This window comes from Mycolicibacterium novocastrense, assembly GCF_001499835.1.
GTDB lineage: Bacteria > Actinomycetota > Actinomycetes > Mycobacteriales > Mycobacteriaceae > Mycobacterium > Mycobacterium novocastrense.
The window spans coordinates 1-14,237 of the sequence record NZ_LQIH01000018.1; the positions used below are offsets into that span (position 1 = coordinate 1).

The window sequence follows — 14,237 nt, forward strand, 5'->3', positions numbered from 1 at the left end:
CGAACCCGGAAGCTAAGCCTGCCAGCGCCAATGATACTGCCCAACCCGGGCGGAAAAGTAGGACACCGCCGAACACACATTAGGATTACCCCCCACAATTGCGTGGGGGGTAATTCTATTTCGCGGCAATTCATTTCGTATTATCGCGAGGCTCCTCCATCGGGTAGAAAGGCATACGTGGCTGAAGAAAGAAGGGGCGGCGGCACCGGGGGCCGCCCGCAGCGGTCGGCTCCGCGCAGCTCCGGCCCGAACCGAGCCCGCAGGGCGCAGCCCAAGCCCGACGGCGAGGCTCGTCAGCCGTTGGGCCCGCCGATACCGGAGGGTATCGAGCCCCGCCAGCTCGCGCCTGATGTGCGTGGCGAACTCACAACGCTCGACCGCTCGACTGCCGACTTCGTCGCCCGCCATCTGGTGGCCGCCGGACAACTCATCGATGACGATCCACAGACGGCGCTCGAACACGCGCGCGCCGCGCGCAACCGCGCTGCCCGAATCCCCGCGGTGCGCGAAGCGGTCGGTATCGCCGCGTACCACTGCGGCGACTGGGCGCAGGCACTCGCCGAACTGCGCGCCGCCAGGCGGATGGGTAGCAGATCCTCGCTGCTGGCGTTGATCGCCGACTGCGAACGCGGTCTGGGACGTCCGGAACGCGCGATCGAACTGGCGCGCAGCCCGGAGGCCGCTCAGCTCACCAGTGACGATGCCGACGAACTCAAAATCGTGCTGGCCGGCGCCCGCTCCGATCTCGGGCAGCACGAGCAGGCGTTGGCACTTCTGTCGACGCCGCAGCTGGATCCCAACCGCAAGGGGCAGACCGCGGCACGCCTGTTCTACGTGTACGCCGAAACGCTTCTGGCCCTTGGCCGCACCGAGGATGCGTTGCAGTGGTTCATCAACGCCGCCGCCGCCGACCTCGAGGGCGTGACCGACGCCGAAGAGCGCATCACGGAGCTCTCCTGAGGTGAACACCCTCGCCCACGAGCACGACTGCCTTCTGCTCGATCTCGACGGCACCGTTTTTCGCGGACACGAAGCCACCGTCGGAGCGGTCGACACGCTGGCCGCGATCAGCGCACGCACCCTCTACGTCACCAACAACGCCTCGCGTGAGCCCGCCGACGTCGCGGCGCATCTTCACGCTTTGGGCTTTCGCGCCGCTCCCGAGGACGTCGTCACCAGCGCGCAGAGCGCCGCTCGGCTGCTGGCCGCCCAACTGCCTTCTGGGGCAGTCGTTCTCGTCGTCGGAACCGATGCGCTGGCCAACGAGGTCGTTCGCGTTGGACTCAAACCGGTCCGACAGTGGTCGGATGGGCCGATCGCCGTCGTGCAGGGACACTCACCGCAGACCGGTTGGCCCGATCTGGCCGAGGCGGCTTTGGCCATCCGGGCCGGCGCACTGTGGGTGGCGGCCAATGTCGACCGGACCCTGCCGTCGGAACGAGGACTGTTGCCCGGCAACGGATCCATGGTGGCGGCGCTGCGCGCGGCGACCGACCGCGAACCCCAGGTGGCGGGCAAGCCGCAGCCGACTCTCCTCACCGATGCCTTGGCCCGGGGCAGCTTCCAGACCCCGCTGGTGGTCGGCGATCGCCTCGACACCGACATCGCCGGGGCCAACGCCGCCGGACTGCCCAGCCTGCTCGTGCTCACCGGCGTCAGCACTGCCGTCGACCTCGTCCGGGCACAAACCTCGGAGCGGCCGACCTATCTGGCCGCCGATCTGCGGTCGCTCAGCGAGCCTGCGCACACGCTGCGCATCGGGGCCCATCCGGCCTGGTGCGTCGACGCCGCTGCCTCGACGGTGACGGTGCGCTCCACGGGCCACGATCCCGGCGAGACGCTGTCGGTGGTGCGCGCCCTCGCCGACGCGGTGTGGAACGCCGGCCTCGACGGCCGCTCGGTCAGGATCACCGCCGGAGACGACACCGCCCGACAGGCGCTGCAACGCTGGTCCCTGCTTCCCGAGTCGAATCAGCTAGCGTGAACCTCGATATGAGTACCGATCCCGAACAGATCCGCGCCCGGATCGCGGAGTTGCTGGCCGACCTGCCCGACCCCGCGCAGGAGGGCTCGGGTTTCGCGGAGCTGGCCGATGCCGACGTGGAGCTGCTCGCGGCACGGCTGGAAGAGGCGCACGACGTGCTCGTGCAGGCGCTCGAGTCGGTCGAGAAGGGCTGAGCGCCGTGGCACGGCGCGCGCGAGTGGACGCCGAGTTGGTGCGACGGGGGTTGGCCCGGTCCCGCCAGCAGGCCGCCGAGCTCATCGGCGCGGGACGGGTGAGCATCGATGGTATGCCGGCCGCCAAACCCGCCACCGCCGTCTCGGTCACGGCCCACCTCACCATCGAGGGTGCCGACGAGCGCACCTGGGTGTCGCGGGGCGCGCACAAGCTGATGGGCGCACTGGACGCCTTCGGTCTCCCGGTGGACGGTAAGCGATGCCTGGATGCCGGCGCGTCGACGGGCGGCTTCACCGAAGTGCTCCTCGACCGCGGCGCCCGCCAGGTGATCGCCGCCGACGTCGGCTACGGACAGTTGGCCTGGTCGCTGCGTAACGATCCGCGGGTGAGCGTGCTGGAACGCACCAATGTGCGCGAGCTGACCGCCGACGCGATCGGCGGACCCGTCGACCTGATCGTCGCCGACCTGTCGTTCATCTCACTGTCCACAGTCCTGCCCGCGCTGACGTCGTGCGCGTCACCGGGCGCCGATATCGTTCCCATGGTGAAACCGCAATTCGAGGTCGGCAAGGACCGAGTCGGTGCCGGCGGCGTGGTCACGGATCCGGCCTTGCGCGCCGAGGCGGTCCTCTCGGTGGCCCGCCGCGCGGCCGAACTGCGCTGGCATCCGGTTGCCGTGACCGCCAGTCCGCTTCCCGGGCCCTCCGGCAACGTCGAGTACTTCCTGCACTTGCGCACCGACGGGGGACTGGAAGGGCACGACCTCGAGGGCGCCGTACGCACCGCCGTCGCGGAGGGCCCACAGTGAACACCGACCGCGCGATTCTGATGGTGGTGCACACCGGCCGCGACGAAGTCACCGAGGTCGCCCGACGCGTACAGAAGGTTCTCGGCGACAACGGGATTGGACTCAAGGTCCTGTCGGCCGAAGCGGTCGACCGCGGGCCCGTTCCGCTCTCACCCGACGACATGCGTGCGCTCGGCGCAGAGATCGAAGTGGTTGACGCCGACGAGCGCGCCGCCGAGGGTTGCGAACTCGTCCTCGTCCTCGGCGGCGACGGAACCTTCCTGCGCGCTGCCGAACTCGCTCGCAACGTCGAAATCCCGGTGCTGGGAGTGAATCTCGGCCGCATCGGCTTTCTGGCCGAGGCGGAGGCCGACTCCATCGACACAGTGCTCGACCGGATCGTCAAACGTGACTACCGCGTCGAGGAGCGGATGACACTCGACGTCGTGGTGAGGGTGGACGGCAGGATCGTCGACCGGGGTTGGGCGCTCAACGAAGCCAGCCTCGAAAAGGGGCCCCGGCTCGGAGTCCTCGGAGCCGTGCTGGAAGTCGACGGCCGACCGGTATCGTCGTTCGGCTGCGACGGCGTGCTGGTGGCGACGCCGACCGGGTCGACGGCGTGGGCCTTCTCCGCCGGCGGGCCGATCGTGTGGCCTGAACTCGAGGCAATCCTGGTGGTGCCGAACAACGCTCACGCATTGTTCGCCCGGCCGATGGTCACCAGCCCGGAGGCGGCCATCGCGATCGAGGTCGAGGCGGGAGGCCACGACGCGCTGGTGTTCTGCGATGGACGCCGCGAGATGGTGGTGCCCGCCGGGGGACGCCTGGAAGTGACCCGGTGCGGAACCCCGGTGAAGTGGGTGCGCCTGGACAGCGCACCGTTCACCGACCGCCTGGTGCGCAAGTTCCGGTTGCCGGTCACGGGGTGGCGCGGACAGTAGTGCTATCCGAAATCCGTATCGAGTCGCTGGGTGCGATCAGCGCTGCGACCGCTGAATTCGATCGCGGTTTCACCGTGCTGACCGGCGAGACCGGCACCGGCAAGACGATGGTGGTCACTGGTCTGCACCTGCTCGGCGGCGCACGCGCCGACGCCACCCGGGTTCGCTCCGGGGACAACCGGGCGGTTGTCGAAGGGCGTTTCACGACAACCGAACTCGGTGACGGCGTGGCTTCGCTGGTGGATGAGATCCTCGACAGCTCGGGTGCGGAACGCGACGACGACGGCAGCGTGATCGCTGCCCGCTCGGTCAGCCGCGACGGCCCGTCACGCGCCTATCTCGGCGGCCGCAGCGTGCCGGCCAAATCGCTGAGCAGCTTCACCACCGAACTGCTCACGCTGCACGGGCAGAACGACCAGCTGCGGCTGATGCGTCCCGATGAACAACGCGCCGCGCTCGACCGGTTCGCCGAGGTCGAGACGCAGCTGAAGAAGTACCGCCGCGTGCGCGAGGAGTGGCTGGCGGCCAGGCGCGATCTCTTGGACCGCACGCAGCGGGCGCGGGAACTGGCGCTCGAAGCCGACCGGCTGAAGTTCGGGCTCAATGAAATCGACGCTGCGGCACCGCAACCGGGCGAGGATGCCGCGCTCGTCGACGACATCCGGCGGCTCTCCGAACTCGACTCCTTACGCGAAGCCGCCCAGATCGCTCGGGCCGCGCTCGCGGGGCCCGACGACCCCACGCCCGACGTGGTGTCCGCGACGCACGGTGTAGCACAGGCCAAATCGGCACTGGAGGCCACCGGCGACACCACGTTGACCGCGCTGGCCGAGCAGCTCAGCGAAGCCATCGCGGTGATCACCAATGTCAGCGGGGAACTCGGCAGTTATCTGTCCGGGTTGCCGACCGACACCAGTGCCCTGGAAACCAAGCTGGCTCGGCAGGCCGAACTGCGTTCCCTCACCCGCAAGTACGCCGCCGACATCGATGGTGTGCTCGAGTGGGCCCGGGAGTCCCGGGAACGGCTCGAGCAACTCGACGTGTCCGAGGAAGCGCTCGCCGGTCTGCAGCGCCGGGTCGACGAACTCGAGGAGAAGACCGTCGCCGCGGCCGCCGACCTGACCAAGGCCAGAACCAAGGCGGCCAAAGGTCTCGCCAAGGCGGTGACCGCCGAACTGTCCGGTCTGGCCATGGCGGGTGCCGTGTTCACGGTGTCGGTGGGCCCGCTGCTCGCGCGCGCGGACGACTCCGCGCCGGTCGTGTTGCCGTCGGGTGAGACGGTGCATGCCGGTCGTGACGGCGTCGACAACGTCGAATTCGGCTTCGCCACCAGCGGTACCGATGTGCTCCCGCTGCACAAGAGCGCATCGGGCGGTGAGCTCTCTCGGGTCATGCTGGCACTCGAGGTCGTGCTGTCCTCGTCGGCGGAGGGAACCACGATGGTGTTCGACGAGGTCGATGCCGGGGTCGGGGGCCGGGCCGCGGTGCAGATCGGCCGCCGGTTGGGCCGTTTGGCTCGCACTCATCAGGTCATCGTCGTCACGCACCTGCCGCAGGTCGCCGCTTATGCCGACGTGCATCTCGTCGTCGGGGGCGAGAGCGGGAAAGCCACCGCCGGCGGTGGCGGGAAGAAACCCAGTGGCGTTCGCCGCCTCGAGGACGAGGAGCGGGTGGCCGAGCTGGCGCGCATGCTGGCGGGTCTCGGTGAATCCGACAGCGGCCGGGCCCACGCCCGCGAGCTGCTCGAGGCGGCGCAGAAAGAGCGTGCCGAAGGCGATTAGGCGCCCAGGACCGTGTCGATCAGCGCGGTCAGAAATTCGGAGTCGGCCGGCTCGGTCGTCGCGAGGCGCCGGTAGAACAGCGCGCCCGACATCGCCACCGATGCGGCCTCGGGATCGATGCGCGCCGGGAACTGTCCATCGCCGACACCGGAGGCGATCGTGGCGGTGAGCCGTTGTCGTCGTTGTGCCGAATACGCGTGGAAGAACCGGCGGATGTCCGGTTCGGTCTCCGCAGCGTGTACGAGCGCGGGGATGCATGCGGAGACCGCCGAATCGCTCAGGGCGCGGGCGAGGTGCTTCAGAAGGATCTCGACCTGCCTGCGTGCCGTTCCCGTGGGCGCTTCGCGCTCGGGGTCCGGTTGGACATTGAGGGTCTCGAGTGCATCGGCGATCAGGGCGGCCTTGTCCGGCCAGTGCCGATACAGCGTGCTGCGGCCCACGCGCGCGCGGGCGGCGACGGAGTCCATCCGGAAGCCCGCGTAGCCGGCGTCGGCGAATTCGTCGAGGGCTGCGCGAAGGATCGTCCGACGGGAGTGCTGGACGCGCGGATCATGATGACTTTTCTGGGACACTTATGTATCATAACTGTCAGGAGGTGCAATTATGACGAGCACCAGTGTTCGCTACATCGTGGACGACGTCGATGCCGCCGTCCAGTACTACACCGGCCAGCTGCGCTTCGACGTGGCCATGCGGCCCGGACCCGGATTCGCCATGCTCCGTCGCGACGAGTTGCGGCTGCTGCTGAACTCGCCCGGCGGTGGAGGCGGGGCGGGGGAGTCGCTCAGCGACGGAAGCCGGCCCACCCCCGGCGGCTGGAATCGAATCCAGTTGGAGGTCAACGACCTTGACGAGACCGTCGCCCGACTCGCCGACGCCGGCGTGCCCCTGCGCGGAGACGTCATCACCGGGCGCGGCGGGCGTCAGGCCTTGGTCTCGGATCCGTCCGGCAACCTCGTCGAGCTGTTCGAGCCATACCGCTAAGGTGTTACCTGTGTGACAAAAGGGACAGATGATACGGCGCGCCTCCGACAGATAGCGCGCTAGTCTCGACAAAATCGGCGCATGAAGATGTCAGCGCTGCTATCTCGTAATGCCAGCTCACGTCCGGGCATCACCGGCACCGCCAGAGTCGACCGCGACATCGATCGACTGCTGCGGCGTGTCACCCCCGGCGACATCGTCGTCATCGACGCCCTCGACCTCGACCGCATCACCGCCGATGCGCTCGTCGAGGCCGGCGTAACCGGCGTGGTCAACGCCTCACCCTCCATCTCCGGGAGGTATCCCAACCTCGGGCCCGAGGTTCTGGTCGCCAACGGAATCACCCTGATCGACGACACCGGCGACGACGTCTTCAAGAAGGTCAAAGACGGCGCGCGGGTGCGACTGCACGAGGGCGGCGTCTACACCGGTGACCGTCGCCTGGTGCTGGGCGTCGAGCGCACCGACCACGAGATCCACGAGCTGATGCACGAGGCCAAGAGCGGGTTGGTGGCCCATCTCGAGGCCTTTGCGGGCAACACCATCGAGTTCATCCGCAGCGAGAGCCCGCTGCTGATCGACGGCATCGGCATCCCCGACATCGACGTCGACCTCAACCGGCGCCACGTGGTCATCGTCGCCGAAGACGTCGACGCCGCCATCGACCTCAAGGCGCTCAAACCCTTCATCAAGGAATACCAACCGGTGCTCGTGGGTGTCGGCACCGGCGCCGACGTACTACGCAAGGCGGGCTACCGGCCGCAGCTCATCGTCGGGGACCCCGACAAGATGAGCGCCGAGGTGCTGCGGTCCGGGGCGCAGGTGGTGTTGCCCGCCGACGCCGACGGACACGCCGCCGGTCTCGAACGAATCCAGGACCTCGGGGTGGGGGCGATGACGTTCCCGGCCGCGGGGTCGGCAGCCGATTTGGCCTTGTTGCTGTGCGACCACCACGGCGCGTCGCTGATCGTCACCGCCGGCCACACCGCCAGCATCGAGGAGTTCTTCGACCGGGCCCGCCAGCAGAGCAACCCATCGACGTTTCTGACCCGGCTCAAGGTCGGGGAGAAACTCGTCGACGCCAAAGCCGTTGCCACGCTGTACCGCAGCCGCGTGTCGGGCGGCGCGATCGCGCTGCTGGTGCTCGCGGTGTTGGTCGCGGTGATCGTCGCCCTGTGGGTGGCCCGCGTCGATGCCGCGCTGCTGGACTGGGTCGTGGACTACTGGAACCGCTTCTCGCTGTGGGTCCAGGGCTGGGTCACCTAGGAGCGCGCGATGATATCGCTACGTACACATGCGATTTCGCTTGCGGCGGTGTTCCTTGCGCTTGCCATCGGCGTCGCGCTCGGGTCGGGGATGCTGTCCAACACCGTGCTGTCGGGACTGCGCGATGACAAGCACGAACTGCAGGAGCGGATCAACGCCCTAACCGACGAGCGTAATGCGCTCAATGAAAAGCTCAGCGCGGCAGGGGAATTCGATGCGCAGATGTCACCGCGCATTCTGCGGGAGACACTTGTCGACAAGTCGGTGGTGCTGTTTCGCACTCCCGATGCCGCCGACGACGACGTCGACGCGGTGACACGGCTCGTCGGTCAGGCCGGGGGAACGGTCAGCGGAACGGTCGGGCTGACACCCCAGTTCGTCGAGGCCAACGCCGCCGAGAAGCTGTTGTCGGTCGTCAACTCGCCGATCGTGCCTGCGGGCAGACAGCTCAGCACCACGTCGGTGGACCAGGGCTCCCAAGCCGGCGACCTGCTGGGCATCGCGCTGTTGATCAACCGCGACCCCAAGGTGCAGACCGTCGACGACACCCAACGTGAGACGGTGCTCGCCACGCTGCGCGACACCGGTTTCATCACCTACACCGATCGGGTGGGTGCGGCGAACACCGCGGTGATCGTGACCGGTGGACCGCTGGGCGACGACGCCGGTAACCGAGGCGCCACCGTCGCCCGATTCGCCGGCGGGTTGGCCCCGCACGGTTCGGGCACCGTACTGGTGGGCCGCGACGGCTCGGCATCGGGAACCGCGGCGATCGCCGTCACTCGCTCGGATCCCGCGCTGACAGCGGCTGTGAGCACGGTCGACGACGTGGGCACCGAATCCGGCCGCATCACCTCGGTGCTGGCGCTGGGCGATCTGGCCAACGGTGGCGGGCCCGGCCAGTACGGCATCGGTCAGGGTGCGACGTCGGTCACCGTGCCGCAGTAAGCTCCGCGCCCGCGGAATCCACGACGGCGCGTCACCGACGTTCCAGCCCTCGGCGCGTCACCGACGCTCCAGCCCTCGGCGCGTCACCGACGCGGTGTCGCCCTCGGTGTTAAGGTGGGGTTCCGTGGGTCGGCAGGCCCCAAACTAGGAATCAGCCTAGAAACGCAAGCCCTGCCCGTCGTCACGGAGGTCGTTCTTGCCAGCGTTACGCAAACATCCGCAGACGGCCACCAAGCACCTCTTCGTCACCGGTGGCGTCGTCTCCTCACTCGGCAAGGGACTCACCGCTTCGAGCCTCGGGCAGCTGCTGACCGCGCGCGGCCTGCAGGTGACGATGCAGAAGCTCGACCCGTACCTCAACGTCGACCCCGGCACGATGAACCCGTTCCAGCACGGTGAGGTGTTCGTCACCGAGGACGGCGCCGAAACCGATCTCGACGTGGGCCACTACGAGCGCTTCCTCGATCGCAACCTGTCGGGATCGGCGAACGTGACCACCGGACAGGTGTATTCGACCGTCATCGCCAAGGAACGCCGCGGCGAGTACCTCGGCGACACCGTGCAGGTGATCCCGCACATCACCGACGAGATCAAGGCGCGAATCCTGGAGATGGCCGCGCCGGACGTCGACGGCCGGCGCCCCGATGTGGTGATCACCGAGATCGGCGGCACGGTCGGCGACATCGAATCGCTGCCGTTCCTGGAGGCGGCGCGCCAGGTCCGCCACGAGGTGGGCCGGGAGAACTGCTTCTTCCTGCACTGCTCGCTGGTGCCCTACATGGCGCCGTCGGGTGAACTGAAGACCAAGCCGACTCAGCATTCGGTGGCCGCTCTGCGCAGCATCGGTATCACCCCGGACGCGCTGATCCTGCGCTGCGACCGGGACGTGCCCGAACCGTTGAAGAACAAGATCGCGCTGATGTGTGACGTCGACATCGACGGCGTCATCTCGACCCCGGACGCCCCGTCGATCTACGACATCCCGAAGGTGCTGCACCGCGAGGAACTCGACGCCTACGTCGTGCGCCGGCTGAACCTGCCGTTCCGCGACGTCGACTGGACGCAGTGGAACGATCTGCTTCAGCGGGTACATGAACCGCACGAGACGGTGCGAATCGCGTTGGTGGGCAAGTACATCGACCTGTCGGATGCGTATCTGTCGGTGGCCGAGGCGCTGCGAGCGGGTGGGTTCGCGCACCGGGCGAAGGTGGAGATGCGCTGGGTGGCCTCCGACGACTGCGAGGTCGACGGCGACGCCGCCGCGGCGCTGGCCGACGTGCACGCCGTGCTGATACCCGGCGGCTTCGGCATCCGTGGTATCGAGGGCAAGATCGGCGCGATCCAGTACGCCCGCAAGCGTGGTCTGCCCGTGTTGGGGCTGTGCCTCGGGCTGCAGTGCATCGTGATCGAGGCGGCCCGTTCGGTCGGCATCACCGAGGCCAACTCCGCGGAGTTCGACCCGGCGACCCCGCATCCGGTGATCTCCACCATGGCCGATCAGCGCGATGCCGTTGCGGGGGACGCCGACCTCGGCGGCACCATGCGTCTAGGCGCATATCCGGCTGTGCTGGAACCGGATTCGATCGTGGCACGGGCCTACGACGCCACCGAGGTGTCGGAGCGGCACCGTCACCGTTATGAGGTGAACAACCAGTACCGTGACCGTATCGCCGAGAGCGGACTGCGGTTCTCGGGAACGTCTCCCGACGGTCACCTCGTCGAGTTCGTCGAGTACCCGCGCGAAACGCACCGCTTCATCGTCGGCACCCAGGCGCACCCCGAGCTCAAGAGCAGGCCGACCCGGCCGCATCCGCTGTTCGTCGCGTTCGTGGGAGCGGCCCTCGACTACAAGGCCGAGGAGCGCCTGCCCGGTATGGACATCCCCGAGCAGCGGTCCAACGGCGTCGAGCACGGTGCCGAGGTCGGTGCCCTGCTGCAAGAGCCCGCGACCCGTGGCTGACCACGTCTTCGAGACGGTCTCCTCTGAAACTCTCTACGTCGGAAACATTTTCGCGTTGCGTGCCGACGAGGTACGCATGCCCGGCGGCCACACCGCCCGCCGTGAGGTCGTGGAGCACTACGGCGCCGTCGCCGTGCTGGCGATGGACGAGAACCGCAACATCGCGATGGTCTACCAGTACCGGCACCCGCTGGGGCGTCGCCTCTGGGAGTTACCCGCCGGGCTGCTCGATCTCGGTGGCGAACCGCCGCACGTCACCGCCGCACGCGAACTCGAGGAGGAGGCCGGGCTGACGGCCGCCGATTGGCGCGTGCTGGTCGACCTCGACTCGGCGCCGGGTTTCAGCGACGAGAGCGTGCGGGTGTATCTGGCCACTGGGCTCACCGACGTGGGACGTCCCGAAGCCCGCGACGAGGAAGCGGACCTGACGCTGCGGTGGTATGCGCTCGACGAAGCGGTGCGCATGGTGTTCGCCGGTGACATCGTGAATTCCATTGCGGTGAGCGGGGTTCTGGCCGCTCACGCCGTCACGGACCCCGGCGCGCTGAGGGACGTCGACGCACCGTGGACCGATCGGCCCTCCGCCTTCCGTCGCCGTCAGGGGCACCCGTGACCACTTTCACGTCCGCGCTCGGAGGTCAGGTCCAGGGTTATCTCGACCACCTGGCCATCGAACGCGGGGCGGCCGCCAACACCCTGAGTTCCTATCGCCGCGATCTGCGTCGCTACACCGAATACCTGACCGCGCGCGGCGTCGACGACCTGACCAAGGTGAGCGAATCCGACGTCAGTGAATTCCTGGTCGCGTTGCGCCGGGGGGATGCCGAGGCTGGAACCGCCCCGCTGTCGGCGGTTTCGGCGGCGCGAGCACTGATCGCCGTGCGGGGCCTGCACCGGTTCGCCGCCGCCGAGGGGCTCACCGAGCTGGACGTGGCCTCGCAGGTCAAGCCGCCGACCCCGAGCAGGCGGCTGCCCAAGAGTCTGTCGATCGACGAGGTGTTGGCCCTGCTCGAGGCGGCCGGCGGCGACAGCGACGCCGACAGCCCACTCACGCTGCGCAACCGGGCGCTGCTGGAACTGCTGTACTCGACCGGAGCGCGGATCTCAGAGGCGGTGGGGCTCGACATCGACGACGTCGACACCCATGCGCGCTCGGTGCTGCTTTGCGGCAAGGGCGGCAAGCACCGGCTGGTCCCGATCGGCAGGCCTGCGGTGACCGCGCTCGACGCCTATTTCGTGCGCGGGCGTCCCGATCTTGCGCGCCGCGGACGGGGCACGCCGGCGATCTTCCTCAACGCCCGCGGTGGGCGGCTGTCGCGGCAGAGCGCATGGCAGGTGCTGCAGGACGCCGCCGAACGCGCCGGGATCACCTCCGCGGTGTCACCCCACGTGCTGCGGCACTCGTTCGCCACGCATCTGCTCGACGGCGGCGCCGACGTCCGTGTCGTGCAGGAGTTGCTCGGCCACGCCTCGGTGACGACCACGCAGATCTACACCATGGTCACCGTCAACGCTTTGCGCGAGGTCTGGGCCGGTGCCCATCCGCGGGCGCGCTAGCCGCCGGATGGCGCGTTAACGGGTATATCTCACGTACCGGCTGCATGCGATCCACCGGTTAAGGCACGAAGACAGTCACCGGCCGCCCAGATACTCGGACTCGAGGACCAGGTCGGCCAGCAGCGACTGATACTCCGCGTGGGTCTTGTGCTCGACGGTGTCGAACAACGTGCCCTGCTGTCGGCGCATGTACTCGCGGTACTTCGGCGCGCCGGGAATCTTCACGTTGTCGGCGACGACGACGGAGCCTCGGTGCAGCCAGCCACGGTCGAGGATGCTCTGCAGATCGGACAGGTAGGCGGCCTTGTCGTGGTCGATGAACACCATGTCGAGTGAGCCCGCGCCGAACCCGTGCTCGGAGGCCAGCGTGTCGAGGGTCCGCCCGCCGTCGCCGAGTGTGCCGACCACACAGGTGATGCGGTCCGCGACGCCGGCGTGCGCCCAGACATCCCGGGCGATGTCGGCGTTGGCCTCGGCGAGTTCCACCGAGTAGATCCGCGCCGACGGCGCCGCCCTGGCCAGTCGCAGCGCCCCGTATCCGCAGTAGGTCCCGAGTTCGAGCACCAGGCTCGGATTGCTGCGGCGCACCGCGGCGTCGAGAATCTCGCCCTTCTCGTCGCCGACATTGATCAGGAAGGACTTCTCGTACGCGAACCGGTCGATGGTGGCGAGGACGTCGTCGATGTCACCGCGCCGCGCGTTGGCCACCACATAGTCGCGAAGCGCGGCCTCGCGCCCGTCGCCGACCTGACCAGTGGTGGAGATGTTGCGCACACCGATGGCCAACCGCAGAAATGACCACCTCAGCAGCGGGATCCGTTGCTTCAAGCCCATCTCGCCAGCCTATGACGCGGTGCGGCTCAATCGGCCCCCAACTTGCCCGCGGGTCTGGCTGACCTGGCACGTTCCTGCCGTTAAACTTGCCCGGATGTCCGCCATGCCCGTGAAGTGCCTGACCAGCGACGGTCTGGTATGAGCGACGACGGGGCAGCGGTGGAAGTGGGCCTGACCGGCCGTCCACCGCGGGACATCCCCGAACCGCCGCCGAAGACCGCGCACGGTCCGGCCAAGGTCATCGCGATGTGCAACCAGAAGGGCGGGGTCGGCAAGACCACGTCGACGATCAACCTCGGCGCCAGCCTCGCCGAGTACGGCCGCCGGGTGCTGCTCGTCGACCTCGACCCGCAGGGCGCGCTGTCGGCGGGCCTGGGGGTGCCGCACTACGAACTCGAGCACACGGTGCACAACCTGCTGGTCGAACCGCGGGTGTCGATCGACGATGTGCTGATCCACACGCGGGTCAAGAATCTCGACCTGGTGCCCAGCAACATCGACCTGTCGGCCGCCGAGATCCAGCTGGTGAACGAGGTCGGCCGGGAGCAGTCGCTGGCGCGTGCGCTGTACCCGGTGCTGGACCGCTACGACTACGTCCTGATCGACTGCCAGCCCTCGCTCGGGCTGCTCACCGTCAACGGCCTGGCGTGCAGCGACGGTGTGATCATCCCGACCGAGTGCGAGTTCTTCTCGCTGCGCGGCCTGGCTCTGCTGACCGACACCGTCGACAAGGTCCACGACCGGCTGAACCCGAAACTGTCGATCAGCGGCATCCTGATCACCCGCTACGACCCGCGCACCGTAAACTCTCGCGAAGTCATGGCCCGGGTAGTGGAGCGTTTCGGTGATCTCGTGTTCGACACCGTCATCACCCGCACGGTGCGCTTCCCAGAAACCAGCGTCGCCGGGGAACCGATCACCACATGGGCGCCGAAATCCGGTGGGGCGCAATCGTATCGATCTCTGGCTCGCGAGGTCATCCACCGGTTCGGCGCGTGAA

Annotated in this window: 15 protein-coding genes; 13 read left to right on the forward strand and 2 right to left on the reverse strand. The window is 68.3% G+C overall.

What is annotated here, in order from left to right; genetic code table 11:
• The first annotated feature begins 177 nt into the window (after window positions 1-177).
• From AU072_RS14600 to recN, 6 genes are read left to right on the forward strand one after another with little or no spacing between them, the layout of a single operon-like run.
• A complete protein-coding gene (locus tag AU072_RS14600; protein ID WP_082680874.1) occupies window positions 178-960 on the forward strand; it encodes a tetratricopeptide repeat protein in 783 nt (260 codons plus the stop codon).
• Between the two features lies 1 nt (window position 961).
• A complete protein-coding gene (locus AU072_RS14605) occupies window positions 962-1,984 on the forward strand; it encodes an HAD-IIA family hydrolase (RefSeq protein WP_064414444.1) in 1,023 nt (340 codons plus the stop codon).
• An 8-nt stretch (window positions 1,985-1,992) separates the two neighbouring features.
• On the forward strand, window positions 1,993-2,178 hold the full coding sequence (locus AU072_RS14610) for a hypothetical protein (RefSeq protein WP_064414514.1): 186 nt from the start codon (window positions 1,993-1,995) through the stop codon (window positions 2,176-2,178).
• Between the two features lie 5 nt (window positions 2,179-2,183).
• Window positions 2,184-2,987: a TlyA family RNA methyltransferase gene (locus tag AU072_RS14615; protein WP_064414445.1), complete on the forward strand. Its 804-nt coding sequence runs from the start codon at window positions 2,184-2,186 to the stop codon at window positions 2,985-2,987.
• A gap of 20 nt (window positions 2,988-3,007) precedes the next feature.
• Window positions 3,008-3,907: an NAD kinase gene (locus AU072_RS14620; RefSeq protein WP_064414515.1), complete on the forward strand. Its 900-nt coding sequence runs from the start codon at window positions 3,008-3,010 to the stop codon at window positions 3,905-3,907.
• Complete coding sequence (gene recN, locus AU072_RS14625) at window positions 3,907-5,688, forward strand: DNA repair protein RecN (RefSeq protein WP_064414446.1); 1,782 nt, start codon at window positions 3,907-3,909, stop codon at window positions 5,686-5,688. The genes AU072_RS14620 and recN overlap by 1 nt, the downstream gene beginning before the upstream one ends.
• On the opposite strand, the gene AU072_RS14630 is transcribed toward recN, so the two are convergent.
• Window positions 5,685-6,260 (reverse strand): TetR/AcrR family transcriptional regulator, encoded by a 576-nt coding sequence (locus AU072_RS14630; protein ID WP_064414447.1) that lies wholly within the window; start codon window positions 6,258-6,260, stop codon window positions 5,685-5,687. The two genes, recN and AU072_RS14630, sit on opposite strands and share 4 nt — an antisense overlap.
• 31 nt (window positions 6,261-6,291) lie before the next feature.
• On the opposite strand from AU072_RS14630, the gene AU072_RS14635 reads away from it, so the two are divergent.
• From AU072_RS14635 to xerD, 6 genes are all read left to right on the forward strand, one after another.
• Window positions 6,292-6,672, forward strand: a complete 381-nt coding sequence (locus AU072_RS14635) for a VOC family protein (protein ID WP_064414448.1) — start codon at window positions 6,292-6,294, stop codon at window positions 6,670-6,672.
• A gap of 81 nt (window positions 6,673-6,753) precedes the next feature.
• A complete protein-coding gene (gene steA / locus AU072_RS14640) occupies window positions 6,754-7,938 on the forward strand; it encodes a putative cytokinetic ring protein SteA (RefSeq protein ID WP_064414449.1) in 1,185 nt (394 codons plus the stop codon).
• Between the two features lie 9 nt (window positions 7,939-7,947).
• Window positions 7,948-8,886 carry a copper transporter gene (locus tag AU072_RS14645; protein WP_064414450.1) on the forward strand — a complete coding sequence of 313 codons (939 nt, stop codon included), beginning with the start codon at window positions 7,948-7,950 and terminating at the stop codon, window positions 8,884-8,886.
• 196 nt (window positions 8,887-9,082) lie between these two features.
• Window positions 9,083-10,846, forward strand: a complete 1,764-nt coding sequence (locus tag AU072_RS14650) for a CTP synthase (protein ID WP_064414451.1) — start codon at window positions 9,083-9,085, stop codon at window positions 10,844-10,846.
• Window positions 10,839-11,459, forward strand: coding sequence for an NUDIX domain-containing protein (locus tag AU072_RS14655; RefSeq protein ID WP_064414452.1), 621 nt, complete (start codon window positions 10,839-10,841; stop codon window positions 11,457-11,459). Before AU072_RS14650 ends, AU072_RS14655 begins: the two co-directional genes overlap by 8 nt.
• Window positions 11,456-12,403 (forward strand): site-specific tyrosine recombinase XerD, encoded by a 948-nt coding sequence (gene xerD / locus AU072_RS14660; RefSeq protein WP_064414453.1) that lies wholly within the window; start codon window positions 11,456-11,458, stop codon window positions 12,401-12,403. The genes AU072_RS14655 and xerD overlap by 4 nt, the downstream gene beginning before the upstream one ends.
• 75 nt (window positions 12,404-12,478) lie before the next feature.
• Here the strand turns inward: xerD and AU072_RS14665 are convergent, their stop codons facing one another.
• Window positions 12,479-13,237, reverse strand: coding sequence for an O-methyltransferase (locus AU072_RS14665; RefSeq protein WP_064414454.1), 759 nt, complete (start codon window positions 13,235-13,237; stop codon window positions 12,479-12,481).
• A 138-nt stretch (window positions 13,238-13,375) separates the two neighbouring features.
• Here AU072_RS14665 and AU072_RS14670 point away from each other — a divergent pair, with 138 nt between their 5' ends.
• Window positions 13,376-14,236: a ParA family protein gene (locus AU072_RS14670; RefSeq protein WP_064414455.1), complete on the forward strand. Its 861-nt coding sequence runs from the start codon at window positions 13,376-13,378 to the stop codon at window positions 14,234-14,236.
• The last annotated feature ends 1 nt before the right edge of the window (window position 14,237 follow it).

Excerpts from the sequence above, each read along its gene's own strand:
- AU072_RS14610 (WP_064414514.1), top strand. The coding sequence starts at position 1,993 with ATGAGTACCGATCCCGAACAGATCCGCGCCCGGATCGCGGAGTTGCTG.
- AU072_RS14620 (WP_064414515.1), top strand. The coding sequence starts at position 3,008 with ATGGTGGTGCACACCGGCCGCGACGAAGTCACCGAGGTCGCCCGACGC.
- AU072_RS14635 (WP_064414448.1), top strand. The coding sequence starts at position 6,292 with ATGACGAGCACCAGTGTTCGCTACATCGTGGACGACGTCGATGCCGCC.
- steA (WP_064414449.1), top strand. The coding sequence starts at position 6,754 with ATGAAGATGTCAGCGCTGCTATCTCGTAATGCCAGCTCACGTCCGGGC.
- AU072_RS14645 (WP_064414450.1), top strand. The coding sequence starts at position 7,948 with ATGATATCGCTACGTACACATGCGATTTCGCTTGCGGCGGTGTTCCTT.
- AU072_RS14665 (WP_064414454.1), bottom strand. The coding sequence starts at position 13,237 with ATGGGCTTGAAGCAACGGATCCCGCTGCTGAGGTGGTCATTTCTGCGG.
- AU072_RS14670 (WP_064414455.1), top strand. The coding sequence starts at position 13,376 with ATGAGCGACGACGGGGCAGCGGTGGAAGTGGGCCTGACCGGCCGTCCA.